This window comes from Pseudomonas sp., from assembly GCF_051660785.1.
Classification (GTDB): domain Bacteria; phylum Pseudomonadota; class Gammaproteobacteria; order Pseudomonadales; family Pseudomonadaceae; genus Aquipseudomonas.
Map to the genome: position 1 here is coordinate 1 of NZ_JBOFQE010000099.1, position 24,543 is coordinate 24,543.

The window sequence follows — 24,543 nt, forward strand, 5'->3', positions numbered from 1 at the left end:
CCAGAAACGGTTAATCGGGCATTTTTATGAGTGTTCACTCGGGGCCTCCAGGTACTTGGTTTGGTTCGCACCTCCAATTTCCCGGAAAAGCCCCGAGTGAACAACCTACAGAGAGATCACAGCTAGCTCCCACATTGGATTGAGGGTTACGCCAGCATCAGCGTTCCACTCGCAACCAACGTCGCCCTCCCGCCAATCTTCACCCGATCCCCTTCCAGCCGGCAGAACAACCCCCGCCTGGCAGTTTGGCCAGGCGACCCTGTCGGGCTGACAATCGAGCACCGCCTGCTCGGACTCTCCCTGATTCAGACGCGGCTGATATCGGCGAACTTGGCCTGGGTATGTTCGGCCAATACGCCCGGCGCCAGTTCAACTTCCAGACCGCGCCGACCCGCGCTGACAAAAATGCTGGCAAAGGGTTGAGCTGAATTGTCGATGAAGGTGCGCAAACGCTTTTTCTGCCCCAACGGACTGATCCCACCCAACAAATAACCCGTCGCTCGTTGCGCAGCGGCAGGATCGGCCATTTCGGCTTTTTTTACGCCTGCAGCGTGCGCCAGATGCTTCAAGTCCAGACTTCCGACGACCGGCACCACTGCCACCAGCAATTCGCCTTTCTCACTGGCCGCCAGCAAGGTCTTGAACACTTGCGCGGGGTCCAATCCCAGTTTCTCTGCGGCTTCCAATCCATAGGATGCTGCTTTCGGGTCATGTTCATAACTGTGCACGCGATGTTCGGCTCGAACTTTTTTCAACAAATCCAATGCGGGGGTCATGGCAGCTCCAGACTGGGCGGCAGTAGAAAAATCCTGCGCTGGATTCTAGGTCATTGCTTGGCAAAAGGCTCTATTGCGCCACTGTTTCAAAGGCTTGGAAGCGCCTTGCGCCGTTCGTCCAGGTTGAGGCCGTCGCGTGAACGATACGATCATTCACGTGACTAATAGTTGAATTGTGACTGACGGTTCACTTTCGACCTTTGACAGCGGCGTTTCTTGTCTATATTTTTTCGAATCTGAATACCGTACGAAATGTCCTACCGCAGCACCCAGCAGCAGGCCGAGAACAGGATGGGGATTCTGCCTCGGTGGAAAACGCGCTTTGGCCATGACGAAAGAAGCGCCAGACAACAACAAAAACGAGGTTTTCAATGACAACTGCTTTACAACAACCGTCGCTCTCAAGCCAATGCATGGCCGAGTTTCTGGGCACTGCACTGCTTATCTTTTTCGGCACCGGTTGCGTTGCTGCGCTCAAGGTCGCGGGTGCCAGCTTTGGGCTGTGGGAAATCAGCATCATCTGGGGCGTCGGCGTGAGCATGGCGATCTACCTGACTGCCGGAGTTTCCGGAGCTCACCTCAATCCCGCCGTAAGCATTGCCTTAAGCATTTTCGCCGACTTCGAAAAGCGCAAACTGCCGTTTTATATCCTCGCTCAAGTGGCCGGCGCGTTCTGCGGCGCGTTTTTGGTTTACACGCTTTATAGCAACCTATTCTTCGATTTCGAACAAACTCACCATATGGTTCGTGGCACCCAGGCCAGCCTTGAATTGGCGTCGGTGTTCTCCACCTTCCCCAACCCGGCCCTGTCCACCGCCCAGGCTTTCCTGGTTGAAGTGATCATCACCGCCATCCTGATGGGCGTGATCATGTCCCTGACCGACGACAACAATGGTCTGCCAAAAGGCCCTCTGGCACCGCTGCTTATCGGCTTGCTGATCGCAGTGATTGGCAGCTCGATGGGTCCACTGACCGGTTTTGCGATGAACCCGGCACGTGATTTCGGCCCCAAGCTGATGACTTTCTTCACAGGCTGGGGTGAAATTTCCCTCACTGGCGGCCGCGACATCCCGTATTTCCTGATTCCGATTTTTGCACCGATTGTCGGTGCCTGCCTCGGCGCTGCAGCCTATCGCGGGCTGATTGCCCGTCATCTGCCCAACGCCATACCTGCTACAAAGGACGCAACACCGGCCATTGACGGCAAACCAAGAACTTCTTGATACCGTAGGCGCGTGATCCTGCCCATTTGATCGCGCGCCGGACCTTTTCTCCCTTTTTTCGTCCAAGGCAATCGACATGACCGACATTCAGAATAAGAACTACATCATTGCCCTCGATCAGGGTACGACCAGCTCCCGCGCGATCATTTTCGATCGTGACGCGAATGTGGTCTGCACCGCCCAGCGCGAATTCGTCCAGCACTACCCGCAAGCCGGTTGGGTCGAACATGACCCGATGGAAATCTTCGCCACCCAAAGCGCCGTGATGGTCGAGGCCCTGGCGCAAGCCGGCCTGCATCACGACCAGGTTGCGGCCATTGGCATCACCAACCAGCGCGAAACCACCGTGGTCTGGGACAAGACCACCGGCCGCCCGATCTATAACGCGATCGTCTGGCAGTGCCGCCGCAGCACCGAGATCTGCCAGCAGCTCAAGCGCGATGGCCACGAGCAATACATCAGCGACACCACCGGCCTGGTCACCGACCCGTACTTCTCCGGCACCAAACTCAAGTGGATCCTCGACAACGTCGAAGGCAGCCGCGAGCGTGCGCGCAAGGGCGAACTGCTCTTCGGTACCGTCGACAGCTGGCTGATCTGGAAATTTACCGGCGGCAAAGTTCACGTCACCGACTACACCAACGCCTCGCGCACCATGCTCTTCAACATCCACACTCTGGAGTGGGACGCGAAGATGCTGGAGGTGCTGGATATTCCGCGCGAGATGCTGCCGGAAGTTAAATCTTCGTCGGAAATCTACGGCCACACTAAAAGCGGCATCGCCATCGGCGGTATCGCCGGCGACCAGCAAGCGGCCCTCTTCGGCCAGATGTGCGTCGAGCCAGGCCAGGCGAAAAACACCTACGGCACCGGCTGCTTCCTGCTGATGAATACCGGCGACAAAGCCGTGAAGTCCAAGCACGGCATGCTCACCACCATCGCCTGCGGCCCGCGTGGTGAAGTGGCTTACGCGCTGGAAGGCGCGGTGTTCAACGGTGGCTCCACCGTGCAGTGGCTGCGCGATGAGCTGAAGATCATCAACGACGCCCACGACACCGAATACTTCGCCAACAAGGTCAAGGACAGCAACGGCGTGTACCTGGTGCCGGCCTTTACCGGTCTCGGCGCACCGTACTGGGACCCGTATGCCCGTGGCGCGCTGTTCGGCCTGACTCGCGGTGTACGCGTGGATCACATCATTCGTGCAGCGCTGGAGTCGATTGCCTACCAGACCCGCGACGTTCTCGACGCCATGCAACAGGATTCCGGCGAACGCTTGAAATCCCTGCGCGTGGACGGCGGTGCGGTGGCGAACAACTTCCTGATGCAGTTCCAGGCCGACATCCTTGGCACTCAGGTCGAGCGTCCGCAAATGCGCGAAACCACCGCACTGGGCGCGGCTTACCTGGCCGGTCTGGCGTGCGGCTTCTGGGGCAGCCTGGACGAGTTGCGCGGCAAGGCAGTGATCGAGCGCGAATTCGAACCGACCCTGGACGAAACCGCCAAGGAAAAACTCTACGCCGGCTGGAAAAAAGCCGTCAGCCGCACACGTGATTGGGAACCTCATGAAGGCGCTGAATAAGCCGACGTAAGTACTCGTATCTGCATGTAACTGGTAGGGAGCGGATTCCTGCGGCATCATGGGCAAATTTTGCACGGCAGCCCAAAGGAAGCCCCATGAATCTGCCTCCCCGTCAGCAGCAAATCCTCGAACTGGTCCGCGAACGCGGCTATGTCAGCATCGAGGAAATGGCCACGCTGTTCGTCGTTACACCGCAAACCATCCGCCGCGATATCAATCAGCTCGCGGAAGCCAATTTGTTGCGTCGCTACCACGGCGGCGCCGCCTACGATTCGAGTGTCGAAAACACCGCCTACGCCATGCGCGCCGATCAGATGCGTGATGAAAAACAGCGTATCGGTGAAGCCATTGCGGCGCAGATCCCGGATCACGCCTCGCTGTTCATCAATATCGGTACCACCACCGAATCGATTGCCCGGGCGCTGCTCAATCACAATCACCTGAAGATCATCACCAACAACCTGCACGTGGCCTCGATGCTCAGCGCCAAGGACGACTTCGACGTTCTGCTGACGGGTGGCAATGTGCGGCGCGATGGTGGTGTGGTCGGTCAGGCGAGTGTCGACTTCATTAACCAGTTCAAGGTCGACTTCGCCTTGGTCGGCATCAGCGGTATCGATGAGGACGGCAGCCTGCTGGACTTCGATTACCAGGAAGTGCGAGTGTCGCAGGCGATCATCGCCAATGCGCGGCAGGTGATTCTGGCGGCGGACTCCAGCAAATTCGGGCGCAACGCCATGATTCGCCTGGGGCCAATCAGCCTGATTGATTGCCTGGTGACCGATCAGCAGCCAGTGCCGGCGTTGGCGCAGTTGTTGAGTCAGCACAAGATTCGGCTGGAAGTCGTTTAACCCTTTCCAAACAGCACGCTCCCTTGTGGCGAGGGAGCTTGCTCCCGCTGGCCTGCGAAGCAGCCCTTAAACCGGTAATCGTGGTACTTCAGGATGAACGAGTCATCTGATTTGCGTCTGCTGCGCAGCCGAGCGGGAGCAAGCTCCCTCGCCACAAAAGTCTCCATCACCATCATTTAATGTTCGTAAATTTTCCTTTAATGGCCCTTCGATCAGTATTTTCAATCGAAGTTGACTGGCTGTGGGCGGTTTAATGGGCTACTATTTTCGCAAATGAACATTAATGTTCGTATTCCAATACAGAAAATCAAAAGAGCCCGAGGCCAGCCGATGCCCACTTCTACCTTGCCTACGCCCCCTCTCGCTGAGGTCTACGACATCGCCGTCATCGGTGGCGGGATCAATGGCGTGGGGATCGCAGCGGATGCCGCCGGTCGCGGTCTTTCGGTGTTCCTTTGTGAAAAGGATGACCTGGCCAGCCACACGTCGTCGGCCAGCAGCAAGCTAATCCACGGCGGTCTGCGCTACCTCGAACATTACGAATTCCGCCTGGTGCGCGAAGCCCTCGCCGAACGTGAAGTGTTGCTGGCCAAGGCGCCGCACATCGTCAAGCAAATGCGCTTCGTGTTGCCCCACCGCCCGCACCTGCGTCCGGCCTGGATGATTCGCGCCGGCCTGTTCCTGTATGACAACCTCGGCAAGCGAGAAAAACTCGAAGGCTCGAAGAGCCTGAAGTTCGGCCCGGACAGCCCGCTGAAAAGCGAAATCACCAAAGGCTTCGAATATTCCGATTGCTGGGTCGACGATGCGCGCCTGGTGGTGCTGAACGCCATGGCCGCCCGCGAGAAAGGCGCCCACGTTCACACCCAGACCCGTTGTGTCAGCGCCCGTCGCACTAAAGGGTTGTGGCACCTGCACCTGGAACGCGCCGATGGCAGCCTGTTTTCGATCCGCGCCAAGGCCTTGGTGAATGCGGCCGGCCCATGGGTCGCCAAGTTCATTCGTGATGACCTGAAGATGGAATCGCCGTACGGCATTCGCCTGATTCAGGGCAGCCACCTGATCGTGCCGAAACTGTACGAAGGCGAACACGCGCACATTCTGCAAAACGAAGATCAGCGCATCGTCTTCACCATTCCGTACCTCAATCACTTCACCCTGATCGGCACCACCGACCGCGAGTACACTGGCGACCCGGCTGCGGTGGCGATCACCGAAGGCGAAACCGATTACCTGTTGAAAGTGGTCAACGGCCACTTCAAGAAGCGGATCAGCCGCGACGACATCCTGCACAGCTATTCCGGCGTTCGTCCGCTGTGCAACGACGAATCCGACAACCCGTCGGCCGTCACCCGCGACTACACCCTGGCGCTTTCGGGCACAGGCGAAGAAGCGCCGTTGCTGTCGGTGTTCGGCGGCAAGCTGACCACCTACCGCAAACTGGCCGAGTCGGCACTGGCACAACTGGCGCCGTACTTCACGCACATCAAGCCAAGCTGGACCGTCAGCGCGACACTGCCGGGCGGCGAAGACATGACCACCCCGCAAGCGCTGAGCTCGCTGATTCGCGACAAGTTCGACTGGGTGCCAACCGAGATTTCCCGCCGCTGGGCCACCACTTATGGCAGCCGCACCTGGCGCATGATGGAAGGCGTGCAGAATCTCAGCGATCTGGGCGAACACATCGGCGGCGGTCTCTACACCCGCGAAGTCGATTACCTGTGCAGCGAAGAATGGGCGACCACCGCGCATGACATCCTGTGGCGCCGCAGCAAGCTGGGCTTGTTCACCACCCCTGCCGAACAGCAGAAACTGGCGGATTACCTGAGCAAGGTCGAGCAGAACCGCAGCAAGATCGAAGCGGCCTGATCGCACAATCTGCTTGAACGAAAGCCCCTGAATTTCACGATTCAGGGGCTTTTTTACATTCCGCCAGATGGCTATCCCTCTGTGGGAGTGAGCCTGCTCGCGATAGCAGAGTGTCAGGCGCCATAAATGCCGGATTGGATGGCCTCATCGCGAGCAGGCTCGCTCCTACAGGGGATATGCGCAAGTCGATAGAGTGTATTCGGTTTTCCGAACGCGACCTGTTAGTCGATTCGGATAACCGGATTATTCTTCGTCAAAAAACCCGCCACAAATATTTAATCCCCTTATAAATCAACAACTTGATTTATACCGCCTGGCCTGGCACGAGTCATGCTCTACACTCTTGGACGAATGCCTGTTGCTCCCGTTTCAGGAGCCGTCAGGCATTCGAAGCACAAAAGGGCCGATGAACTGGCTCCATAAAAAAAACAATGTCGAGGAAAATTTGATGCGCATCGTTCCCCATATCCTGGGCGCAGCCATTGCTGCCGCTCTGATTACCACTCCAGTTTTCGCTGCCGAGCTCACCGGCACACTGAAGAAGATCAAAGAGTCCGGTGTCATCACCCTCGGGCATCGTGACGCTTCCATTCCGTTTTCCTATATCGCGGACGCTTCCGGTAAACCGGTCGGCTACTCCCACGATATCCAGCTGAAAATCGTCGAAGCCATCAAGAAAGACCTGGACCTGCCGAACCTTCAGGTCAAATACAACCTCGTGACCTCGCAAACCCGTATCCCGCTGGTGCAAAACGGCACCGTGGACGTCGAGTGCGGTTCCACCACCAACAACGTGGAACGTCAGCAGCAAGTTGACTTCTCCGTCGGCATCTTCGAAATCGGTACTCGCCTGCTGTCGAAGGCAGATTCCAAGTACAAGGATTTCGACGACCTGAAAGGCAAGAACGTCGTGACCACCGCGGGCACCACGTCCGAGCGCATCCTCAAGGCGATGAACGCCGACAAGCAGATGGGCATGAACGTCATCTCCGCCAAGGACCACGGCGAGTCCTTCCAGATGCTGGAAACCGGCCGTGCCGTTGCCTTCATGATGGACGACGCCCTGCTGGCGGGTGAAGCTGCCAAGGCCAAGAAGGCAAGTGACTGGGCCGTGACCGGCACTCCACAGTCCTACGAAATCTACGGCTGCATGGTGCGCAAAGGCGACGAGCCGTTCAAAAAGGCTGTGGATGACGCCATCAAGGCCACCTACGCATCGGGCGAGATCAACAAGATCTACGAGAAATGGTTCATGTCGCCAATCCCGCCAAAAGGGCTGAACCTGAACTTCCCGATGAGCGACGAGCTCAAGGCCCTGATCGCCAATCCGACCGATAAAGCGGCTGACGACAAGAAGTCCTGATTTCTGACTAACCTTATCTCCTGAGAGGGCCACTGCCCTTTCAGGAGGTTGTCACTCCCTGCTGGCATTTTTGGAAACACTCGAACCGGTGGCTGTCGAGCCGCTCGTGTGTGCCTGACTACTATGGTCGGGCGGGAACGGAGCTTCCCCAGGCGGGCACTTGTACATCGATTGATCTGAGGGGAGACCCTAATGAATTACAACTGGGACTGGGGCGTGTTTTTCAAGTCCACCGGCGTGGGCAGCGAGACGTATCTCGACTGGTACATCTCCGGTCTGGGCTGGACCATTGCCATCGCCGTCGCGGCCTGGATCATTGCCCTGACACTGGGCTCGATTCTGGGCGTCATGCGTACCGTGCCGAACCGTATCGTATCGGGCATCGCGACCTGCTACGTCGAGCTCTTCCGTAACGTGCCGCTGCTGGTTCAGCTGTTCATCTGGTACTTCCTGGTGCCCGACCTGCTGCCTGCGGATCTGCAAGAGTGGTACAAGCAGGACCTGAACCCGACCACCTCGGCTTTCCTCAGCGTCGTCGTCTGCCTGGGCCTGTTCACCACCGCCCGCGTGTGCGAACAAGTGCGCACCGGCATCCAGGCGCTGCCAAAAGGCCAGGAATCCGCTGCCCGCGCCATGGGCTTCAAACTGCCGCAGATCTACTGGAATGTGCTGCTGCCCCAGGCCTACCGGATCATCATTCCGCCGCTTACCTCGGAATTTTTGAACGTGTTCAAGAACTCCTCCGTGGCGTCGCTGATCGGCCTGATGGAGCTGCTCGCGCAGACCAAACAGACCGCCGAGTTCTCCGCCAACCTGTTCGAAGCGTTCACCCTGGCAACGTTGATCTACTTCACCCTGAACATGGGCCTGATGCTGCTGATGCGTGGCGTCGAGAAGAAAGTTGCCGTACCGGGCCTGATTTCCGTAGGGGGTAAATGATGGAATTCGACTTCTCGGGTATCATCCCGTCCCTGCCGGGCCTGTGGAACGGCATGGTCATGACCCTGCAACTGATGGTGCTTGGCGTCATCGGCGGGATCATCCTTGGCACGATCCTGGCGCTGATGCGCCTGTCCCACAGCAAGCTGCTGTCGAACATCGCCGGCGCGTACGTCAACTACTTCCGTTCGATTCCATTGCTGCTGGTCATCACCTGGTTCTATCTGGCGGTGCCGTTCGTGCTGCGCTGGATCACCGGCGAAGACACGCCGATCGGCGCGTTCGCCTCCTGCATCGTGGCCTTCATGATGTTCGAAGCGGCGTACTTCTGCGAAATCGTCCGGGCTGGTGTGCAATCGATTCCCAAGGGCCAGATGGGTGCTGCCCAGGCCTTGGGCATGAACTACGGCCAGATGATGCGTCTGATCATCCTGCCGCAAGCGTTCCGCAAGATGACCCCGCTGCTGCTGCAACAGAGCATCATCCTGTTCCAGGACACCTCCCTGGTCTACGCGGTCGGCCTGGTGGACTTCCTCAATGCCTCCCGTGCCAGTGGCGACATCATCGGTCGCTCCAATGAGTTCCTGATCTTTGCAGGTCTCACGTACTTCACAATCAGCTTTGCCGCCTCGCTGCTGGTCAAGCGTCTGCAAAAAAGGTTTGCCGTATGATCTCTATCAAGAATGTCAACAAGTGGTATGGCGACTTCCAGGTACTGACTGACTGCAGCACCGAGGTCAAAAAAGGCGAAGTGATCGTGGTGTGCGGGCCGTCCGGCTCCGGCAAATCCACCTTGATCAAATGCGTCAACGCCCTGGAACCGTTCCAGAAGGGCGACGTGGTGGTCGATGGCACGTCCATCGCCGACCCGAAGACCAACCTGCCGAAACTGCGCTCGCGCGTGGGCATGGTGTTCCAGCATTTCGAACTGTTCCCGCACCTGACCATCACTGAAAACCTGACCATCGCGCAGATCAAGGTGCTGGGCCGCAGCAAGGAAGAAGCCACCAAGAAAGGCCTGCAACTGCTTGAGCGCGTCGGCCTCTCGGCTCACGCCCACAAGCACCCGGGCCAGCTCTCCGGTGGCCAGCAACAGCGTGTGGCGATTGCTCGCGCGCTGGCGATGGACCCGATCGTCATGCTGTTCGACGAGCCGACCTCGGCACTCGACCCTGAAATGGTCAACGAAGTGCTCGACGTGATGGTGCAACTGGCCCACGAAGGCATGACCATGATGTGCGTGACCCACGAAATGGGCTTTGCCCGCAAAGTGGCGGATCGTGTGATCTTCATGGACCAGGGCAAAATCATCGAAGACTGCAAGAAAGAGGACTTCTTCGGCGACATCAGCCACCGCGCCGAGCGTACACAGCATTTCCTCAACAAGATTCTGCAGCACTAAGAAAGACACCGCTCCCCATGTGGGAGCGGGCTTTTGTGGTGAGGGGGTTTTGTGGCGAGGGGATTTAGCGAATCGTCGCACCGCCCCGTTCGGCTGCGCAGCAGTCGTCAATCTATTGCATGCGGATTGACTTTGAAGTGCTGGGGCCGCTTCGCAGCCCAACGGGGATAAATCCCCTCGCCACAAAACCCACTCCCCACCCTAGCCCGCTCCCACACTGGATCGGTGGTGGTCTTGAGATTTGTGTTGTGGTTGACCCAAGGCATCTGTGATGAAATGCGACCCCACTCTCTATCGCGCCGCGCCGCCATCACTCGCCGTGAAACCCCGTCTGATTCGCCATCTGTTCCTGCCACCGCTGGTCATCGCCCTGATGATCGGATTGGGTTACTTCGGCTTCTGGGTCAGTGAACACTACGGGATACGCAGCCTCAGCGAGAACGGCCAGCGTCAGCTTGAACTGCACGCCCGCGCCGTCGAGAGCGAGATCAGCAAGTACACCTACCTGCCCAGCCTGCTGGAACTCGAATCCAGTGTTTCAAAACTGCTGGCCGACCCGTCTCCGGAATACCGGCAAACGGTCAATGAATACCTCGAAGGCCTGAACCGGCGGAGCCGCAGTCGGGCGATCTATGTGATGGACACCACCGGCCGTGTCATGGCCAGCAGCAACTGGCGCGATGTCGACAGTTACCTCGGTGAAGACCTGTCCTTTCGCGCCTATTTCCAGAACGCCGTGCGCGGTCAGCCGGGGCGCTTCTACGGCATCGGCAGCACCAACGGCGAACCCGGTTACTACCTGGCCCACGGCCTGGAAGAACACGGCAAGATCATCGGCGTCGCGGTGGTCAAGGTCCGCCTCGAAGCCATGGAAGAACGCTGGCAGCGCGCGCGCCTCGAAGCCTTCGTCAGCGACGAGAACGGCATCATCATTCTTTCCAGCGATCCGGCGCGACGGCTCAAATCCGTTGTTCCGTTGAGCGACGAAACCAAGGAAAAACTGGCCCGCAGCCTTCAGTACTACTGGTTCCCGCTGAACGAACTGCAACCGCTGGCCCGGGAAAAACTGGCCGAAGGCGAGGAAAAACTGACCTTCCCCGCCAACAGCGAAGTGGAATCCGATGAAGAGGACATCAGCTACCTCTCGCAGACCCGCCCGCTGAGTGACACCCCGTGGAATTTCACCCTGCTCACGCCGTTGCAGGATTTGCGTCGCGAGGCGATCAATCAGGGCATTCTGGTGGCGGTGGCGTTTGCCCTCGTCGCGTTCCTGCTGATTGCCTGGAACGAGCGGCGCAAGGTGATCGCCACCCGCCTCGCCGCCCGAGAAGCCCTGCAGGAAGCCAACAATCAACTGGAGCGTCGGATTACCGAACGCACCACCGACCTGCGCGCCAGCAACGACCGACTCAAGGGCCAGATCCGCGAACGGCGCCAGGCCGAAGAGACCTTGCGCCGCGCCCAGGATGAACTGGTGCAGGCCGGTAAACTCGCCGCCATCGGCCAGATGTCGACCAGCATCGCTCACGAATTGAACCAGCCGCTGGCGGCATTGCGCACTTTGTCCGGCAACACCGTGCGCTTTCTCGAGCGCGGTCAACTGGACGTGGCCAGCACCAACCTCAAGACCATCAACGAATTGATCGATCGCATGGGCCGCATCACCGCCAGCCTGCGCTCCTTCGCCCGTCGCGGTGACGACAAGGGTCAGGCCTGCCTCGGCAAAGCCGTGGACGCTGCGCTGCAATTGCTGGGAGGGCGAGTCGAAAGCGTCCACCTTAAAGTGCATCGCGAGTTCGACGACCGGCAGGTGCAAATCGACCAGACGCGCCTTGAGCAGATTCTGGTCAACCTGATCGGCAACGCCCTCGACGCCATGCAGGCGCAACCGTTGCCCGAGCTGTGGCTGGAAGGCGAAACGTTCGATGGCAAATATCGCCTGCGCGTACGCGACAACGGCCACGGCATCGACGCCGAAGCGCGCAAGCACTTGTTTGAACCGTTCTTCACCACCAAACCCGGCGAACAAGGCCTGGGGCTGGGTCTGACCCTTTCCGCCAGCCTGGCCGCCGCCACCGGTGGGCATCTGGGTGTCGAGCACCCGGCCAGCGGTGGCACCACCTTCGTCCTCAGTTTACCGTTGGTAAGCCCCACTCACGCCGAGCCAATATGAACAACGACCTTAGTGTGCTGATCGTCGAAGACGACCCCCATGTGCTGCTCGGCTGCCAGCAGGCGCTGACCCTGGAAGACATTCCCTGCGTGGGTGTCGGCAGTGCCGAAGAAGCGCTGGAGCGGGTCGGCGACAACTTCGCCGGCATCGTCATCAGCGACATCCGCCTGCCGGGCATCGATGGTCTGGAACTGCTGACCCGACTCAAGGCCCGCGATCGCAGCCTGCCGGTGGTGCTGATCACCGGCCATGGCGACATCTCCATGGCCGTCGGCGCCATGCAAAAAGGCGCCTATGACTTCATGGAGAAACCCTTCTCCCCGGAACGCTTGGTGGATGTCGCTCGTCGCGCCCTGGAGCAACGCAGCCTGGCCCGGGAAGTTTCTTCGTTACGCCGGCAACTGGCGGAGCGTGATTCTTTGGAAGGTCGGATTATCGGCCGCTCGCCGGCCATGCAGAACCTGCGGGAATTGATCGCCAACGTCGCCGATACGTCGGCCAACGTGCTGATCGAAGGTGAAACCGGCACCGGCAAGGAATTGGTTGCGCGCTGCCTGCACGACTTCAGTCGCCGGCACACCAAGCAGTTCGTTGCCCTGAACTGTGGTGGCCTGCCGGAGAACCTGTTCGAAAGCGAGATCTTCGGCCATGAGGCCAATGCGTTCACCGGTGCCGGTAAACGGCGCATCGGCAAGATCGAACACGCCGATGGCGGCACGTTGTTCCTCGACGAAGTCGAAAGCATGCCCCTGCCCTTGCAGATCAAACTGCTGCGGGTGTTGCAGGAGCGCACCCTCGAACGTTTGGGTTCGAACCAGAGCGTGGCCGTGGATTGCCGGGTGATTGCGGCGACCAAGTCCGACCTCGACGAGTCGAGCAAGGCCGGCGAGTTTCGCAGCGACCTGTATTACCGCCTGAACGTGGTGACCCTCGAATTGCCGCCCCTGCGCGAGCGCCGCGAAGACATTCTGCAACTGTTCGAACACTTCCTGCAGCAGTCGTCCCTGCGCTTTGACCGCGCTGTGCCGGAGCTGGACAACCAGACCCTGTCGAACCTGATGAGCCACGACTGGCCCGGCAACGTGCGTGAACTGCGCAACGTCGCCGAGCGGTATGCCCTCGGCCTGCCGGCCTTCAAGAAGACCGGTTCCAGCGGCAGCAATCAGGGCCTGGCTTTCGCCGAAGCGGTGGAAGCGTTCGAACGCAACTTGCTCGGCGACGCATTGCAACGCAGCGGCGGCAACCTGACCCAGGCCAGCCTGGAACTGGGGATGGCCAAGACCACGCTGTTCGACAAAGTCAAAAAGTATGGGCTGAGCCACTGATGGATCTGTTGTTGAAAGCGGCGCTCGGTGCTGCAGTGGTCGTCATCCTCGCGGCGCTGGCCAAGACCAAAAACTATTACATCGCCGGCCTGGTGCCGCTGTTCCCGACCTTTGCGCTGATTGCGCATTACATCGTCGGCAAGGGTCGTTCGCTGGAGGACTTGAAGACCACCATCGTGTTCGGGATGTGGTCGATCATTCCGTATTTCGTCTATCTGGCGACGTTGTATGTGATGGTCGACCGGATGCGCTTAGAGGCTTCGCTCGCCGTGGCGGCCGTCGCATGGTTGATGGCCGCCACCCTCCTCGTCACCGTCTGGGTCCGCCTCCACGCCTGACTGTTGTGACTGGCTCTAAAACCACCCCTCACCCTAACCCTCTCCCCAGGGGGCGAGGGGACTGACCGAGGTGCACTTGGAGCTACATCGACCTGAAAAACCGAGTTGAACTTAGACTTTGAAAAGCACGAAGATCGGCTCCCTTTCCCCCTCTCCCCGCTGGGGAGAGGGCTGGGGTGAGGGGTGGTTTTAAGCGCCTGGCCCGCCCCTTGCATTTACCCCCAAAAGCCCCCTCGGCCGGCCTTCATGATCGATGAAGCCGGTGTCTGGGAGGGTCTGCCAAGGGGTGATTTGCAACCTTGAACATTCTAGATCTCGACCACAGCCTGACCGCCCAGGCGCCCATCCAGTGGCTGCTCGACAGCGGCCGTGCCAAACGTCTCGACCTGCTCGATCTCGGCCCGAAACTGCGCCTGTGGTCCAGCGAACGGACCTGGCGGCGCTTCGCCGAACGCTTGCAGCAACGGCCCCGGCACAGCGGCCCGCAGCCGGAAATCTTCTTTGTCGGCTCCGGCGATTATCATCATCTGACCCCGGCCTTCCTGACCGATTTGCCGGAACCGGTGAGCCTGATCCACTTCGACAACCACCCCGACTGGGTCCGCTTCGCGCCGCGCCGGCATTGCGGTTCGTGGATCAATCAGGCGCTGAAACTGCCGAACATCCAGCGCATCGTCACTCTCGGTCCGTGCAGCGACGACCTGCAAAATCCGCAGCTCAAGGGTGGCAATGTAAAGGCGCTCAAGCGCGGCGTGTTGCAGCTGTTTCCGTGGCAGCGTCCGCCCTCGAAAGTCTGGGGCCGGGTCGGAGACGGTGCCGGTCATCAACAGCAGGAAAACCAGCTGCACTGGCGCAATCTGGCGGATCTGGACTGGCCGGAATTTCTCGAACAGATGATCGCCAGCCTGCCCACCCGCGCGGTGTGGATCACCATCGACAAGGACGTATTGGCCAGCGAAGACGCGGCGACCAATTGGGACCAGGGCGGCATGCGCCTGAGCCATTTGCTGCAAGCGATACGCGTACTGGCAGCGAGCAAGCGAATCATCGGCATCGACATCTGCGGCGAATACGCCCGCCCCGCTTTCAGCAACGCCCTCAAACGCTGGGAGGCCAAGTCCGACCAGCCGCCGGCCGAACGCTGGAGCGAAGCCGATCTGCTGCGCAATTCGGCGACCAATCAGGCATTGATCGATCTGTTCGAGGAGTTGTTCCCATGACCCTCACCGTGATTGTGCTGGTAGCGTTTTCCATTGTGCTGGACGTCATCGGCCAGCTCTGTTTCAAGCTCGGCCTGGACCGTTTGCCGGAACTCGAAGGTGGGTTTCGGCTGAATGCGTTCTGGGGTCAGGTGTTCAACGCGCCGCTGCTGTGGTGCGGGATCGGCGCCTACGTGATCGAATTTTTCGTCTGGCTCGAAGCCCTGTCCCGGGCGCCTCTGAGCCTGTTGTTTCCGGCGGCGGCGCTGGCGTATTGCGGCGTGGTGCTGGCCGGAAAACTGATCCTCGGCGAGACCGTCAGCCGGCGGCGCTGGCTTGGCACTTTGGTGATTACGGCGGGCGTGATGCTCGTGTGTGTCGCCCATGCGTGAGGCTCAAACGATGATCAGAGGGAAGACCGACTGGCTGCATGAACGCCTCGGCACGGTGGTGCTCTGGGCGTTGTTGATCGGCTTTGAAAGCGCTGGCCAGATCGCCACGAAGGTGGGCGGAGATCAGCTGGGGCAGATGGATTTCAACCTGCAATGGCTGCTGGCCGTGGCGGTGAATCCGGGGGTGTGGTTCGCGATTGCCTGCTACATCGGCGCGTTTTTCGTGTGGATGCTGATCTTGCGCCGCAGCAGTTTGTCCCTGGCGTTTCCACTGAGTTCGCTGGTGTTTGTCGGGGTGTTGCTCGGGTCGTGGCTGGGGCTGGGCGAGCAGATCAGCGTGCTGCACTGGGTGGGGGTGGCGGTGATCATGGGCGGGATTGCGTTGCTGGCCGAGGGTGAGGATATGGCTGGAGAACACCCCTCACCCTAACCCTCTCCCCCCGGGGCGAGGGGACTGACCGAGGTGCTATTCGAGTTACATCGACCTGAAAAATCGAGTCGAACTCAGGTTTTGAATAGCATGCGGTCGGCTCCCTCTCCCCCTCTCCCCCGTGGGGAGAGGGCTGGGGTGAGGGGTCGATCTAACAGCCCCACACAAAAATCTAATCAAAAGTGTAAGCAACCGCCGCCTGCACTTCCCCCTGGTTGGTATCCCCAACCTCTTTGACAATGCTGCTGTCCGCCGCAGCCCCCGTCAGGTGAATCCAGCTTGCGCTCGTCAGCAACGACCACTGCGGCGCCAAGGGAAATTCAAAACTCTGGGTCAACGCCACATTCTGCAATCCACCACCGGCGTTATACGGCCGAATCCCTGAAGCCTGAGACTCTTCGCCACTCACCCCAAAAAACGTCTGACTCTGCCGCGCATCCGCAAAATGCGCGGTCAGATTGGAGCTGCCAATCACCCCGCCACCCAGTGGATAACCCACCTCTCCGCCAACACGCCCCAACACCCCGCCCTGCCCGCCGCGCCCGCCCACCGCTTGCCCGACCGACGCAAACACCCGCCAGAAATCAGCCGGCGCGTACTGCACATAGCCACCCACCTCGCCCATGTCCGGCACATCGCGCAACCCATGTAGCTCGCCGTTGGAGGTGCGCCCCGGCAGGTAGTTCACGAATGGTCCGGCGCTGAAACCACTGGCGTTCAACGCGTCCCAGGTCAGCCCGTCATCCGTGCTGAGACTGACATCGCCCCAGTCCAGATCGAGGTACGGCACCGGCCGGGTTTCGTAGCGGCTACCGGTCGGATCGTGTGGCTGATAGCTGAGGCCACCCCCCGCCTCACCGGTGATGCCATCCGCTGAAACGTTGGCCGAAAGGCACGTCAGCGCGGCGAATAGAGCAACAGTAATCCTCGACATGAGGCAATTCCTTGAGCTGGATATGCGCGCATCAATCCCCGAATCGCACCTCCCGCGCAAGCACTCATGTTGTTTGTAGCGACCTACAAAAATTGTAGCTTCGTTGACCCACACATACGCCGAAACCCCAGCCCCGCGGGGCCGAACCCGGTTGGCACAGTCCCTGCTCTACCCCCTTGGCAAGCGCAAACAGCGCCTCCTGCCAAGATAGGTACAACAGATGATTGACTGGCATATCGTGTGTGATTTCGACGGGACCATCACCCGCACCGACGTGATCGACAGCATCCTCCAACGGTTCGCCGACCCAAGCTGGGAAGCGATCGAAAACGAGTGGCTGGCGGGCGACATCGGTTCCCGTGAATGCCTCAGCCGCCAGCTCGCGCTGGTCAAGGCCACGTCGACCGAACTGCTCGGGTTCTTCGACACCATCGAGATCGACCCGGACTTCCCCGACTTCGTCGACCACGTGATCGGCCTCGGCGCGACCCTTGAAGTGGTCAGCGACGGCATCGAGCAAGGCATCGCACGGATCCTGGCGCGCAACTACGTCAGCCTGTTGCCGATCCTCGCCAACCGTCTGCGGCAACTCGACCACCAGAGCTGGCGCATCGACTTCCCCCATGCCAGCGACGCCTGCCGCGCCGCCTCCGGCAACTGCAAATGCAAATCCACCCCCAGCACCAAACGCGTGCTGGTGATCGGCGACGGCCAGTCCGACATGTGCGTGGCGTCCACCGCCGATTTCGTGTTCGCCAAGGATCGCCTGGCCGAGCACTGCGAGCGTAACGGCATCGCCTACGCACGTTTTGACAGCTTCGCCGAACTGCCAGCGTTGCTCGCCCTGCTGCCAAGTGCCAGTGCTGCCAACGCCACCTCCTTCAACGTAGAAACTTTCAACCCAGAAAATCAGGAACTCCTCCACCATGTCTGATATTCGAATCGCTACGCCTGAAGACCAAATCCTTCTGGATAAGGAAGCCAAATACTGTTCCTACGGCGACACCGTTCACTACATCGACCCGCCGCGCATCTTCAGCCGCTGTGAAGGCTCCTACGTCTGGGACACCGAAGACCAGGCCTACCTCGACCTGCAAATGTGGTACTCGGCGGTCAACTTCGGTTACGCCAACCCGCGCCTCAACAATGCGCTGAAACAGCAGATCGACACGCTGCCGCAGATCGCCAGCCAGTACCTGCACAAAGGCAAGATCGAGCTCTCGGAAATGATCGCCGTGGACGCCAAGAAGAAATTCGGCCTCGACGGTCGCGTGCACTTCAACGTCGGCGGCTCGCAGTCCATCGAGGACTCGCTGAAAGTCGTGCGTAACGCCAGCAACGGCAAAAGCCTGATGTTCGCCTTCGAGGGCGGCTACCACGGCCGGACCCTCGGCGCCTCGTCGATCACCTCCAGCTACCGCTATCGCCGCCGTTACGGCCACTTCGGCGAGCGCGCCAACTTCATCCCGTTTCCGTACCACTTCCGCGGCCCGAAAGGCATGACCAAGGAAGAGTACGGCAGCCATTGCGTGCAGCAATTCGCCCGTCTGTTCGAGACCGAATACAACGGCGTCTGGGACCCGAAAGTCGGCCAGAGCGAATACGCCGCTTTCTATGTCGAGCCGATCCAGGGCACCGGCGGCTACGTGATTCCGCCGATGAACTTCTACAGCGAACTCAAGCATGTGCTGGACCAGCACGGCATTCTGATGGTGGTCGACGAAATCCAGATGGGCTTCTACCGCACCGGCAAGCTGTGGTCGATCGAGCACTTCGACGTCAAACCGGACGTCATCGTCTTCGGCAAAGCACTGACCAATGGCCTCAACCCATTGGGCGGCATCTGGGCCAAGGAAGAGCTGATCAACCCGAAAATCTTCCCGCCAGGTTCGACCCATTCGACTTTCGCGTCCAATCCATTGGGCACGGCGGTGGGCCTGGAAATGTTCAAGATGACCAGCGAAGTCGACTACGGCAAGAGGGTCATGAACAAGGGCAAATACTTCCTCGAAGGCCTGAAAGACTTGCAGAAACGCTACCCGATCATCGGCGACGTCGACGGTCTGGGACTGGCCCTGCGCTGTGAAATCTGCGGCCCGGACGGTTTCACACCGGACAAGGCAACGCTCGATTTCATGGTCGAAGAAGGCATGAAGGGCGACATCGAAATCGACGGCAAACGCCTGGGCCTGATTCTCGATGTGGGCGGTTACTACAAAAACGTGATCACCCTCGCGCCGTCGCTGGAAATCAGCTACCCGGAGATCGACCTCGGCATTGCGTTGCTCGACCGTCTGCTGCATCGGGCGATGAAGAGATGAGCCAGCCTGAGATCGACATGGGCGAAGGCAGCGCCGGTTTCGTTCTCGGTAACGGGGAGGTCGCGGTGTTGTTGATCCACGGCCTCACCGGCACGCCGACCGAGTTGCGCCGGGTCGCGATGGGCCTGGCGAAGGCCGGTTGCACGGTCTACGTACCGACCCTGGCCGGCCATTGCGGGGACAACGCCGACCTGCAAGCCACCGGTTGGCGCGACTGGTACGAGAGCGCGCGCAACACCTTCATCGGTGTCCGGCGCAAACACCAGCACGTGTTCGTCGGCGGCTTGTCGATGGGCGCGGTGCTGTCGATGTACCTGGCCGCCGAGCATCCGGGGCAGATCGAGGGCTTGTTGCTGTATTCGACAACCCTGCGCTACGACGGCTGGAACATGCCCAAAGTCGCGGTACTGACGCCGTTGCTGATGGCGATTCCGTATGGCGTGCACCTGTGCCGCTTTAACGAAAAATCACCGTTCGGCATCAAGGACGAACGCTTGCGCGCCATCGTCGAACGGCAGATGAAGGCCGGTGAAAGCAGCAATGCCGGGCTGCTGACCATGTCCGGGGTGAGTGTGCGGGAGCTGCATCGGCTCGTGGCCGCGGTGAAAAAACGCATGCCGCAGATCACCACTCAAGCGCTGGTTTTGCACTCTCGCGAAGACGACATCACCAGCCGCTGGAACGCCGACTATGTGGAACGCAAACTCGGCGGCCCGGTGGTGAAAATCCTGCTCGACGACTGCTACCACATGATCACCGTAGACCTGCAATACCGACGGGTCGTGGAGCTGAGCGCGGACTTCATCCAGCACCGTTTCATGCAACAGGTAACCGCCCCGCAACCTGTGCGCCAGGACTACCGACAGCTGGCCTGAACACATTTGACGAACCTACGCATGACCCCTGTAGGAGCGAGCCTGCTCGCGATGCACTCAAGAGCGCCGCGTTAATCCTGTAACCCCGCGTTATCGTTAACGACCATCGCGAGCAGGCTCGCTCCTACAGGGATTGGGGGACGGCTGCCATGTGGGTAAATTTTAAGGAACCGATGTGATCAATGCCCTTGCCTTTTCGACCATCGAAGCCATCGACCGCAGTGCCTGGAATGACTGTTTCCCCGGCGAACTGGAGGACTGGGATTATTACCGGGCCGTTGAACTGGCAGGCATTTCGGATTTTCACTGGCGTTATCTGGCGCTGTACGAGGACGAGGTGTTGGTTGCCGCGGCGGTGGCGTTTACCACCGCCTATTCGCTTGACACCACGGTTCAGGGTCCGGGCAAACGCGTCACCGAACAATTGCGCCGTTGGTGGCCGGGGCTGTTCGACGTGCGCCTGTACGCCCTCGGTTCGCCGGTGGCCGAGCAATGCCATGTCGGGACCGCGCGCCAGATCAACCCGGCCCGACGCCCAGCCTTGCTTGAGCAATTACTGACCCTGGCGCGCAACGACGCCGATCAGGCAGGTATCGGTCTGCTGGCGGTCAAGGACGCCTCTCACCGCGATCCGCAGTGGTTGCAGGTGTGCCAGGACGCCGGCCTGCAAAGCATGCCCGGTCTGCCCAGCGCCGAACTGCCGATCCGTTTTGGCTCCGTGGACGCGTACCTCGGCACCCTCGGCAAATCCACCCGCAAAGACCTGCGCCGCACGTTGCGCGGGCAAGGTCCGCGCATCGAATGGCGGCGTTCTATTGAAGACCTGCTGCCACAAATGATGGCGTTATACGAAGCCACCCTTGAGCGTAGTGACCTGACCTTCGAACGCCTGCCGCCGGGTTACTTTCGCCAGGTGCTCGAACACCTCGATGAGCGCGCTGCGTGCGTGCTTTACTGGGTCGGCGAAGAGCTGGTGGCGTTCAACCTAGTGCTGCTGGACGAGCAACGCCTGGTCGACAAATTCTTCGCCCACGACCTGAGCCGAACCCGCGATCACAACCTGTACGTGCGCAGCTGGCTGGCCAATGTCGACTACTGTATTGAACACGGCATCCCGATCTACGCGTGCGGTCAGGCCGGCTATGCCAGTAAGCTGCGCCTGGGTTGCTCGTTTACCGGCAACACCGTGTTTTTCCGCCATCGCAATCGCTTGCTCGACAGCTTGCTGCGCGTGGTGAAAATGTTCATTCGACCGGACCGTTCCGATTCCGCCATGGCTGCTGCAATAAGCGAAGCACGATGATCAAAGACCCACGCGCCACCGCCCGACCTTTTGCCCTCTCCGGCTGGAGCCTGCAGCGCAAACTGGTGCTCGCGTTCTGGCTGGTCAGCGTGATCCCGACCATGATCGCGGCTGAGCTGGCGGCCACCACCCTGTCGCAGATTTTCGACAGCAACGTGCGGATTTGGCTGCAGGAATCGACCCAGATCGTCGAGGACGAGATCACTGAAATCCTGCGGGACAACGCCCGGGCCGCGCAGTTGTTCCTGCGTTACACGCGCCCGCCCACAGATCGGTTGTCGAGTGAACACGACAAACTGACCACCGACATCGCCGACTCCATGGGCATCGACGTCGTGGCGCTGGTGCGCAACAGCGATCACAAAGTGGTGTTCAGCACCGCCGCCGATGACATCGTCCGACAAATCAGCACCGAACCGAAAGCGGTGTTGCAGACCCTGCAAGTCGGCGGCGTCGCCACCGGCACGGTGGTCTCGACCTTCGAGACCGATCAGGACGGCGTCGATTACAAATTGGTGATCGCCACGTACCTGGACAGCAGTTTCCTCACCAGCGTCGCCGATGTGCATTCCCTCGACCTGCGGCTGTACCTGGCCAAGGCCGATGACTTCTCGGAGATCTTTTCCACCCAGCGCTTCGAAGATCACCCGGCGGCCGTGCCGGAAAAAATCGAACAGATCCTGCGCAACACCAAGCAGCCGATCGAACAATTCACCAATCGCTACAGCGGCATTTACCGGCCGATCCTCAACGAAAACGGTGAGTTGCAGGGCGTGATCTTCAGCGGACTGCTGCGCCACACCAGCCTGGTCGGGCTGGTGAACCAGAGCAACCTGTTCATCCTGATTTTCCTGCTCAGCTCGGCGGCGTCCCTGGCGGTCGGCTGGATTGTCTCGCAACGCCTGACCAAGCCGTTGCGCGGGTTGTCCAAAGGCGTGCAAGCGGTCATTGCCGGGGATTACCGCCAGCGTCTGGCGGTCACCGGCGGTGATGAACTGGCGGAACTGAGCAGCACGTTCAACCACATGAGCGAACGCCTCGCCGAGTTGCAGCACCTGGAATCGCAACTGCGCCGCCGCGACCGTTTGCATGCGTTGGGCGAAGTCGCCATGGGCCTGGCCCATGAAATCCGCAACCCGCTGGGCATCATCAAGACCGCCACGCAACTGCTGCACCGGCGTGCCGATTTGCCCGAGACCGACAAGCGTCATCTGGAATACGTGGTCAGCGAAGTCAGCCGCATCAATGACCTGATCACCGACTTCCTCGACTTCGCCAAGCCCAGCGCGCCGCTGCGTTCGACCCAACCGGCGCGGCCGCTGGTGGATGAATTGATCGGCTTCTGCGCCCCGGAACTGGCCAGCCACAACATCGATGTGCGAATCGACGATCAGGCGCCCGGCGCGACGCTTCACGCCGACGCACGGCAACTCAAGCAGGCCGGCCTGAACCTGATCGTCAACGCCATCGACGCCATGCCCGACGGCGGGCGGCTCACGGTGGGGATCAGCAGCGACGAGGACTACACCGTGATCAGCGTCTGCGACACCGGCCAGGGCATCGAACCGGACATGCTCGAACGGATCTTCACACCGTTCGTCACCACCAAGGCATCGGGCACCGGCCTGGGGCTGGCCAAGGTGTTCTCGATCATGGAAAGTCATGACGGGCGCATCGAATGCGTCAGCGAAAAAGATGCCGGCACCACCTTCACGCTGTACATTCCGGCCAACGGTGAAGACTTCGACGAGGGCAGCGATGACACATAACGTACTGGTGGTCGACGACGAGCCCAAGCTCTGCGACTTGCTGGCATCGGCCCTGGGTCAGAACGGTATCCAGGTGTTCACCGCCGGCAATGGCCTGCACGCGCTCAAGGTGCTGGAGTGCGAGGACATCGACCTGGTGATCAGCGACTGGCGCATGCCCGGCATGGACGGCCCGCAATTGCTGGCGGAAATCAAAACGCGTTTTCCGCAGTTGCCGGTGATTGTCATGACCGCCTACAGCACGGTGAAAAATGCGGTGCAGTCGATGCGCAACGGCGCCTTCGACTACATCGCCAAGCCGTTCGACATCGACGAACTGGACATCACCGTCAGCAAGGCCCTGCAATTTCGCGACATCCTCAAAGACAACCAGCGCATGCGCGCCGAGCTCGACGAGCATCAGCAGATCGACAGCCTGATCGGTGACAGTCCGAGTTTTCGCCGGGTGCTGCACGCGATCGATTCGGTGCGCGAAAGCAACGCGACGATTCTGCTGACCGGCGAAAGCGGCACCGGCAAGGAAATGGTCGCCCGGGCGATCCACAAACACGGCAACCGCGCTGACAAACCCTTCGTCGCAGTCAACTGTGCGGCGATCCCCGAAGGGTTGCTGGAAAGCGAGATGTTCGGCCACCGCAAAGGCGCGTTTACCGGCGCCGTAGCGGATCGCGTCGGGCGTTTCATGCAGGCCGACAAGGGCACGTTGTTCCTCGATGAAATCGGTGAAATGCCGCTGGCCTTGCAGGCGAAGATCCTCCGGGCCTTGCAGGAACGGGTGATCGAGCCGGTGGGCGATCCGCGTGAGCGTAAAGTGGATGTGCGGGTGATTGCCGCGACCAACAAAAACCTGCTGGACGCGGTGGCCAACAAGGAGTTTCGCGAAGACCTTTATTACCGCCTCAACGTGTTCCCGATTCCGCTGCCGGCCCTGCGCGAACGGGTTGAAGACGTTGCGCCACTGGCCCGGCACTTTGCCCACACCCTGGGCGCCACGGCGGGCAAGCGCTTTACCGGTTTCAGTCCCGAAGCCTTGCAGGCCATGGCCAATTATTCGTGGCCGGGAAATATTCGCGAGCTGCAGAATTGCGTGGAGCGCGCGACGATCGTGGCGTCGGGGGCAGTGATTGAAGAGGAGGATTTGCCGGCTTATCTGTTTGCTTCAAGTTCCGGCAGCAGTGGTGCCGTGATCACGGAAGGCAGCGTGCCGGCGGATCTGGAAGCGGCGCTGGCGGAGGTCGAAAAGGCCTACATTCTGGCGGCGCTGCAACAGAGCAACGGCGTGCAGGCTGCCGCGGCGCAGTTGATCGGGATCTCCGAGCGCAGCTTCTGGTATCGCCTGAAAAAACTGGGCATCCACGTAGACAAAATCGTCCGCTGATTTCCAGCAACACACAAAACCCTGTGGGAGCGAGCCTGCTCGCGATAGCGTCGTGTCAGTCACCCTCTGCTTGACTGATACACCGCTATCGCGAGCAGGCT

The 24,543-nt window shown here is 60.1% G+C and carries 22 protein-coding genes and 1 pseudogene; 20 read left to right on the forward strand and 3 right to left on the reverse strand.

The annotated features are described in order from the left end of the window. Positions 1-146: 146 nt before the first annotated feature. Together ACRC4F_RS28400 and ybaK are read right to left on the reverse strand one after the other, a co-directional pair. Positions 147-245 (reverse strand): annotated as a pseudogene (locus ACRC4F_RS28400) (isomerase); the annotation flags it as partial. A gap of 60 nt (positions 246-305) precedes the next feature. Beyond that, on the reverse strand, positions 306-776 hold the full coding sequence (ybaK, locus tag ACRC4F_RS28405; protein WP_438662320.1) for a Cys-tRNA(Pro) deacylase: 471 nt from the start codon (positions 774-776) through the stop codon (positions 306-308). A gap of 371 nt (positions 777-1,147) precedes the next feature. On the opposite strand from ybaK, the gene ACRC4F_RS28410 reads away from it, so the two are divergent. The 14 genes from ACRC4F_RS28410 to ACRC4F_RS28475 all read left to right on the forward strand — a co-directional run bounded on the left by ACRC4F_RS28410 (position 1,148) and on the right by ACRC4F_RS28475 (position 15,862). Continuing rightward, positions 1,148-1,999, forward strand: coding sequence for an MIP/aquaporin family protein (locus tag ACRC4F_RS28410; RefSeq protein ID WP_438662321.1), 852 nt, complete (start codon positions 1,148-1,150; stop codon positions 1,997-1,999). A gap of 76 nt (positions 2,000-2,075) precedes the next feature. Beyond that, complete coding sequence (gene glpK / locus ACRC4F_RS28415; protein ID WP_438662322.1) at positions 2,076-3,581, forward strand: glycerol kinase GlpK; 1,506 nt, start codon at positions 2,076-2,078, stop codon at positions 3,579-3,581. A 95-nt stretch (positions 3,582-3,676) separates the two neighbouring features. Beyond that, positions 3,677-4,432, forward strand: coding sequence for a DeoR/GlpR family transcriptional regulator (locus ACRC4F_RS28420; RefSeq protein WP_007916700.1), 756 nt, complete (start codon positions 3,677-3,679; stop codon positions 4,430-4,432). 330 nt (positions 4,433-4,762) lie between these two features. Beyond that, a complete protein-coding gene (gene glpD / locus ACRC4F_RS28425) occupies positions 4,763-6,301 on the forward strand; it encodes a glycerol-3-phosphate dehydrogenase (protein ID WP_438662323.1) in 1,539 nt (512 codons plus the stop codon). Positions 6,302-6,749: 448 nt separating this feature from the next. Continuing rightward, the gene (locus tag ACRC4F_RS28430; protein ID WP_438662324.1) at positions 6,750-7,664 is read left to right on the forward strand and encodes a glutamate/aspartate ABC transporter substrate-binding protein; all 915 of its coding nucleotides are present in this window, start codon (positions 6,750-6,752) and stop codon (positions 7,662-7,664) included. 192 nt (positions 7,665-7,856) lie between these two features. Continuing rightward, positions 7,857-8,603 (forward strand): amino acid ABC transporter permease, encoded by a 747-nt coding sequence (locus ACRC4F_RS28435; protein ID WP_438662325.1) that lies wholly within the window; start codon positions 7,857-7,859, stop codon positions 8,601-8,603. After that, entirely contained in the window at positions 8,603-9,274 is a 672-nt protein-coding gene (locus ACRC4F_RS28440) for an amino acid ABC transporter permease (RefSeq protein ID WP_438662326.1), read from the forward strand. Before ACRC4F_RS28435 ends, ACRC4F_RS28440 begins: the two co-directional genes overlap by 1 nt. Further along, on the forward strand, positions 9,271-10,005 hold the full coding sequence (locus ACRC4F_RS28445) for an amino acid ABC transporter ATP-binding protein (protein WP_438662327.1): 735 nt from the start codon (positions 9,271-9,273) through the stop codon (positions 10,003-10,005). The genes ACRC4F_RS28440 and ACRC4F_RS28445 overlap by 4 nt, the downstream gene beginning before the upstream one ends. Positions 10,006-10,276: 271 nt before the next feature. Further along, positions 10,277-12,178: a sensor histidine kinase gene (locus tag ACRC4F_RS28450; protein ID WP_438662328.1), complete on the forward strand. Its 1,902-nt coding sequence runs from the start codon at positions 10,277-10,279 to the stop codon at positions 12,176-12,178. Continuing rightward, complete coding sequence (locus ACRC4F_RS28455; RefSeq protein WP_438662329.1) at positions 12,175-13,503, forward strand: sigma-54-dependent transcriptional regulator; 1,329 nt, start codon at positions 12,175-12,177, stop codon at positions 13,501-13,503. The genes ACRC4F_RS28450 and ACRC4F_RS28455 overlap by 4 nt, the downstream gene beginning before the upstream one ends. A gap of 8 nt (positions 13,504-13,511) precedes the next feature. Beyond that, on the forward strand, positions 13,512-13,841 hold the full coding sequence (locus ACRC4F_RS28460) for a GlpM family protein (RefSeq protein ID WP_438662339.1): 330 nt from the start codon (positions 13,512-13,514) through the stop codon (positions 13,839-13,841). A 299-nt stretch (positions 13,842-14,140) separates the two neighbouring features. Continuing rightward, positions 14,141-15,061 (forward strand): arginase, encoded by a 921-nt coding sequence (locus tag ACRC4F_RS28465; protein WP_438662330.1) that lies wholly within the window; start codon positions 14,141-14,143, stop codon positions 15,059-15,061. Then, complete coding sequence (locus ACRC4F_RS28470; protein ID WP_192420029.1) at positions 15,058-15,432, forward strand: EamA family transporter; 375 nt, start codon at positions 15,058-15,060, stop codon at positions 15,430-15,432. Before ACRC4F_RS28465 ends, ACRC4F_RS28470 begins: the two co-directional genes overlap by 4 nt. A 10-nt stretch (positions 15,433-15,442) precedes the next feature. Then, positions 15,443-15,862, forward strand: a complete 420-nt coding sequence (locus tag ACRC4F_RS28475) for a transporter (RefSeq protein ID WP_438662331.1) — start codon at positions 15,443-15,445, stop codon at positions 15,860-15,862. A 172-nt stretch (positions 15,863-16,034) separates the two neighbouring features. Here the strand turns inward: ACRC4F_RS28475 and ACRC4F_RS28480 are convergent, their stop codons facing one another. Beyond that, complete coding sequence (locus tag ACRC4F_RS28480) at positions 16,035-16,796, reverse strand: MipA/OmpV family protein (RefSeq protein WP_438662332.1); 762 nt, start codon at positions 16,794-16,796, stop codon at positions 16,035-16,037. 220 nt (positions 16,797-17,016) lie between these two features. On the opposite strand from ACRC4F_RS28480, the gene ACRC4F_RS28485 reads away from it, so the two are divergent. The 6 genes from ACRC4F_RS28485 (at position 17,017) to ACRC4F_RS28510 (ending at position 24,442) form a co-directional block, all read left to right on the forward strand. Then, complete coding sequence (locus tag ACRC4F_RS28485; protein ID WP_438662333.1) at positions 17,017-17,730, forward strand: MtnX-like HAD-IB family phosphatase; 714 nt, start codon at positions 17,017-17,019, stop codon at positions 17,728-17,730. Then, entirely contained in the window at positions 17,723-19,117 is a 1,395-nt protein-coding gene (locus tag ACRC4F_RS28490; protein WP_438662334.1) for an aspartate aminotransferase family protein, read from the forward strand. Before ACRC4F_RS28485 ends, ACRC4F_RS28490 begins: the two co-directional genes overlap by 8 nt. After that, positions 19,114-19,992, forward strand: a complete 879-nt coding sequence (locus tag ACRC4F_RS28495) for an alpha/beta hydrolase (RefSeq protein WP_438662335.1) — start codon at positions 19,114-19,116, stop codon at positions 19,990-19,992. Before ACRC4F_RS28490 ends, ACRC4F_RS28495 begins: the two co-directional genes overlap by 4 nt. A 175-nt stretch (positions 19,993-20,167) precedes the next feature. Then, positions 20,168-21,295, forward strand: a complete 1,128-nt coding sequence (locus ACRC4F_RS28500; RefSeq protein ID WP_438662336.1) for a GNAT family N-acetyltransferase — start codon at positions 20,168-20,170, stop codon at positions 21,293-21,295. Continuing rightward, the gene (locus tag ACRC4F_RS28505) at positions 21,292-23,064 is read left to right on the forward strand and encodes an ATP-binding protein (RefSeq protein ID WP_438662337.1); all 1,773 of its coding nucleotides are present in this window, start codon (positions 21,292-21,294) and stop codon (positions 23,062-23,064) included. Before ACRC4F_RS28500 ends, ACRC4F_RS28505 begins: the two co-directional genes overlap by 4 nt. After that, positions 23,054-24,442, forward strand: a complete 1,389-nt coding sequence (locus ACRC4F_RS28510; RefSeq protein WP_438662338.1) for a sigma-54-dependent transcriptional regulator — start codon at positions 23,054-23,056, stop codon at positions 24,440-24,442. Before ACRC4F_RS28505 ends, ACRC4F_RS28510 begins: the two co-directional genes overlap by 11 nt. Positions 24,443-24,543: the final 101 nt, after the last annotated feature.

What these genes read in the sequence shown, in the direction of transcription:
- ACRC4F_RS28505 (WP_438662337.1), top strand. Translation starts at nt 21,292, where the DNA reads ATGATCAAAGACCCACGCGCCACCGCCCGACCTTTTGCCCTCTCCGGC.
- ACRC4F_RS28420 (WP_007916700.1), top strand. Translation starts at nt 3,677, where the DNA reads ATGAATCTGCCTCCCCGTCAGCAGCAAATCCTCGAACTGGTCCGCGAA.
- ACRC4F_RS28510 (WP_438662338.1), top strand. Translation starts at nt 23,054, where the DNA reads ATGACACATAACGTACTGGTGGTCGACGACGAGCCCAAGCTCTGCGAC.
- ACRC4F_RS28445 (WP_438662327.1), top strand. Translation starts at nt 9,271, where the DNA reads ATGATCTCTATCAAGAATGTCAACAAGTGGTATGGCGACTTCCAGGTA.
- ACRC4F_RS28430 (WP_438662324.1), top strand. Translation starts at nt 6,750, where the DNA reads ATGCGCATCGTTCCCCATATCCTGGGCGCAGCCATTGCTGCCGCTCTG.
- ACRC4F_RS28455 (WP_438662329.1), top strand. Translation starts at nt 12,175, where the DNA reads ATGAACAACGACCTTAGTGTGCTGATCGTCGAAGACGACCCCCATGTG.
- ACRC4F_RS28495 (WP_438662335.1), top strand. Translation starts at nt 19,114, where the DNA reads ATGAGCCAGCCTGAGATCGACATGGGCGAAGGCAGCGCCGGTTTCGTT.
- ACRC4F_RS28480 (WP_438662332.1), bottom strand. Translation starts at nt 16,796, where the DNA reads ATGTCGAGGATTACTGTTGCTCTATTCGCCGCGCTGACGTGCCTTTCG.
- ACRC4F_RS28450 (WP_438662328.1), top strand. Translation starts at nt 10,277, where the DNA reads ATGAAATGCGACCCCACTCTCTATCGCGCCGCGCCGCCATCACTCGCC.
- ACRC4F_RS28470 (WP_192420029.1), top strand. Translation starts at nt 15,058, where the DNA reads ATGACCCTCACCGTGATTGTGCTGGTAGCGTTTTCCATTGTGCTGGAC.
- glpD (WP_438662323.1), top strand. Translation starts at nt 4,763, where the DNA reads ATGCCCACTTCTACCTTGCCTACGCCCCCTCTCGCTGAGGTCTACGAC.
- glpK (WP_438662322.1), top strand. Translation starts at nt 2,076, where the DNA reads ATGACCGACATTCAGAATAAGAACTACATCATTGCCCTCGATCAGGGT.
- ACRC4F_RS28440 (WP_438662326.1), top strand. Translation starts at nt 8,603, where the DNA reads ATGGAATTCGACTTCTCGGGTATCATCCCGTCCCTGCCGGGCCTGTGG.
- ACRC4F_RS28485 (WP_438662333.1), top strand. Translation starts at nt 17,017, where the DNA reads ATGATTGACTGGCATATCGTGTGTGATTTCGACGGGACCATCACCCGC.
- ACRC4F_RS28435 (WP_438662325.1), top strand. Translation starts at nt 7,857, where the DNA reads ATGAATTACAACTGGGACTGGGGCGTGTTTTTCAAGTCCACCGGCGTG.
- ybaK (WP_438662320.1), bottom strand. Translation starts at nt 776, where the DNA reads ATGACCCCCGCATTGGATTTGTTGAAAAAAGTTCGAGCCGAACATCGC.
- ACRC4F_RS28475 (WP_438662331.1), top strand. Translation starts at nt 15,443, where the DNA reads ATGATCAGAGGGAAGACCGACTGGCTGCATGAACGCCTCGGCACGGTG.
- ACRC4F_RS28410 (WP_438662321.1), top strand. Translation starts at nt 1,148, where the DNA reads ATGACAACTGCTTTACAACAACCGTCGCTCTCAAGCCAATGCATGGCC.
- ACRC4F_RS28490 (WP_438662334.1), top strand. Translation starts at nt 17,723, where the DNA reads ATGTCTGATATTCGAATCGCTACGCCTGAAGACCAAATCCTTCTGGAT.